3 protein-coding genes and 1 pseudogene are annotated in these 2553 nt (G+C 49.5%); all 4 read right to left on the bottom strand.

Annotated elements, in window-relative coordinates; all coding sequences use genetic code 11:
• Positions 1 to 44 precede the first annotated feature (44 nt).
• The 4 genes and pseudogenes from tcmP to C2E25_RS04525 all read right to left on the bottom strand — a co-directional run bounded on the left by tcmP (position 45) and on the right by C2E25_RS04525 (position 2375).
• Positions 45 to 893, bottom strand: a complete 849-nt coding sequence (tcmP, locus tag C2E25_RS04540) for a three-Cys-motif partner protein TcmP (protein ID WP_103114606.1) — start codon at positions 891 to 893, stop codon at positions 45 to 47.
• A 34-nt stretch (positions 894 to 927) separates the two neighbouring features.
• Positions 928 to 1147: pseudogene (locus C2E25_RS18075) on the bottom strand (hypothetical protein); the annotation flags it as partial.
• 162 nt (positions 1148 to 1309) lie between these two features.
• On the bottom strand, positions 1310 to 2179 hold the full coding sequence (locus C2E25_RS04530) for a DUF3800 domain-containing protein (RefSeq protein ID WP_103114605.1): 870 nt from the start codon (positions 2177 to 2179) through the stop codon (positions 1310 to 1312).
• Positions 2180 to 2195: 16 nt separating this feature from the next.
• Complete coding sequence (locus tag C2E25_RS04525) at positions 2196 to 2375, bottom strand: restriction endonuclease subunit S (protein WP_103114604.1); 180 nt, start codon at positions 2373 to 2375, stop codon at positions 2196 to 2198.
• Positions 2376 to 2553: the final 178 nt, after the last annotated feature.

Raw genomic sequence — 2553 nt, 5'->3', positions numbered from 1 at the left:
TCCAGGTCTGTTCGGTCCATTCGATTTTTGATTTTGTACTCATGTCAGAAACCGAATCCCAGCTGATCTTCGCTGTATTTCCGGGCTTCTTTGAAAAACTTCCTGGCAAGAGGATGGCGACTATAGAAGCCCAGGCGATAAATCGTCGTCTTTCTGTTTCGTATTTTAACAGTTTCGTCGACAGGTGGGACAAGATAAGTCATTGATCCCATCTGTGTCCCAAAAAACTCCGTCAGGAAAATTTCCGCCTTTTGTCCTTTACGCCGAGCCTCTTCCCAAGCCTTACGCCATTCCATTGTCCCGAGAAAATCATCAAGTTTTGATCGTGGACTCGCTACATAACGATCGATATTGCGTTGCGCATCCATGCCGGTCGGGATCAGAACCAGAAAATCAAAAAACCGTTGCGCGAGCTTCCTGAGGGTATCGAACTTCAGGCTCTCCAGGTTGTAAGGATCGGCAAAACAGAATCCGAGGACTTTTGACCCTCCGCCATAAGCGGGCATTTCAGCAAGGATGTCGTCAACCAGCTGGTTGGCGTCGCCGAGAAGGTAACAGACATCATTCTGTGGGTAATCTCTTTCAACCCGCAACCGCAAAGCATGAAGTTTTTCCTCGTTCTGTTCGCAGAAGATATATCGGCTAAAGGGGTGATCTATCTCCATGGCAAGCAACGGCGACGCCGGGACAGTTGCCCCGCTTTCGTCAAGTTTCGCCCGGCCAGATCCCGCAAACAGGTCCACATACACCAAGTGATCCCATTTGGCTTTCATGGCGGCAGTAAACATGCTGGCATAATTCTGTACCAGACGATATTTGGTCTCACCCCAGAACCCGACTTCAGGTGTAATCAGGCCATCATCCTCCAGATGCGGCAATTTTGGTGAAAACATGTTCCCCCTCGTTGTCTGTACATTTAATTGATTCTGCCGTCACGCACTGTTGACCGTCGATCAGAACCTTCTTGCCCTTCGGATATCGTGCCATCCTTCAACTTGACATTGGGATTAAGCCCGGCAATCAGATAGCCGCTCGCCCCCCCCTGACAGAGAGAGTCCACCAGGTCACGGACTTTGGTGGCATCCCACACAAAAGGCTGCTGGATTTCCGAAATGGCGATCTCGCCGAAGTTGCCCCAGGCAAGGATGGTTGAGTTAGCACAGGATTCCCCCTATAAAAATGCCTTCAAAAATCAAAATCTGATCAACATAAAAAAACTCTTGACAACTATTGCACAGGCGACGATATTTATAGCGGAGGCTTTGTCGACCCCGGTTGACATTGCCTTTTTTCTTTGCCGAAAGGCCACTCAGCCCTCATTCTCGCCGTACCCGAGATCCTTAATCACGGCAAAACTCCAAATATTAAAATCAGGGTTGCCATTTATTTCACGCGTCGAACGATGCCGGAGTTGGCAGATCGCCTCAACATACGGCCCCAATTCCTCTCTAACCGGCTGATTCAGTTCTCGAATCCGGAACCCCCACGACGTAACATAAGCGATCAAATCAGCCAACTGAATGCCGGTCGTCAGGTCACTGTGCACAAAAAATGGTTCTGGTATAATTTGCCGGGCCCGCAACCGGCCCTTTGCCGTTCGTTTGAAATAAGTATCCATCTGGCTAACAAGGACGTGACTCTTACTTTTCTCCAGTTCATCAAAGACAATAATCCCCGAAGCCTCCTCGTCTTTGTCTTCCAGATAATAGAAAAACCGTTCAAAAAGGTAGCAGTAGTCGCGCCGCAGCAGATCACAGGCGTGAGGTTCCGGACCACAAGCGTCCACGATACTGGCAAAAGCCCTACAGCGGAAGCGGGTGCATATTTCGAGAAGTTCTTCCACGTAGGCCAACTTGGCTTGAGCGAGAGCAGTAATTTCCCGCCTTCCGGCAGCATCTCCCTGCTCCAGACACGCCCTTGCCAAAACCTGCCGCTCCTCAACAGGAAACGGGTCCAATTGGCGTGCCTTTCTGAAAGTCTTTCGATTCAAAAGTTTCTTCGCTTTTAATTCACGCCGACCATGGCTGTATCGTGTTCCGAAATGCCTGATCTCTGCGCCCTGAATCGCCTGAATGAGGTTCCAGAGGTCACGATCCTCTACAGCCATCCCCGCCAAAACTTCATAGGGAGAGCTCGTCCGGTCCTGACCGCTTTCATCTATAAACAAGAAATAAGCCATAGCATTTCCAGCCTTATCACGCCACCAGAAGCTGTCGCACGGTGACTTCCATCAGTTGTTTGCTGTGCTGCCGAGCCTGGTTGAGTTTGACTTCGAGTTCGTCGCACAGGGCCATGAGTTGGTCGACCTTGGCGACGATGCGTTTTTGTTCTTCTAAGGGCGGCAGGGGGATTGCAAATTTGGCAATATTCCCCATACTCAAGTTAGCTCTGGCATTATCCCTGAATCAGTGAGTTAACAATAGTACCTCTATCCCTTAATCTTTGACAATTGGCTGATTTTACACGTGTTTTTATGCTACAATAGAGCCGCTTCGAAATTCACCCAAGGAGATTTTTTCGTGACGTTTCCGCGGTTCAAAATCGAGCAGTCCG

It is taken from the genome of Geothermobacter hydrogeniphilus (assembly GCF_002898515.1).
Taxonomy (GTDB): Bacteria; Desulfobacterota; Desulfuromonadia; order Desulfuromonadales; family Geothermobacteraceae; genus Geothermobacter_A.
The sequence above is the reverse complement of the archived record's forward strand: the minus strand, read 5'-3'. Positions and strand labels throughout refer to the sequence as shown.

Bases quoted from the DNA above. Each gene is read 5' to 3' on its own strand.
- C2E25_RS04525 (WP_103114604.1), bottom strand. From the start codon at position 2,375: ATGGGGAATATTGCCAAATTTGCAATCCCCCTGCCGCCCTTAGAAGAA.
- tcmP (WP_103114606.1), bottom strand. From the start codon at position 893: ATGTTTTCACCAAAATTGCCGCATCTGGAGGATGATGGCCTGATTACA.
- C2E25_RS04530 (WP_103114605.1), bottom strand. From the start codon at position 2,179: ATGGCTTATTTCTTGTTTATAGATGAAAGCGGTCAGGACCGGACGAGC.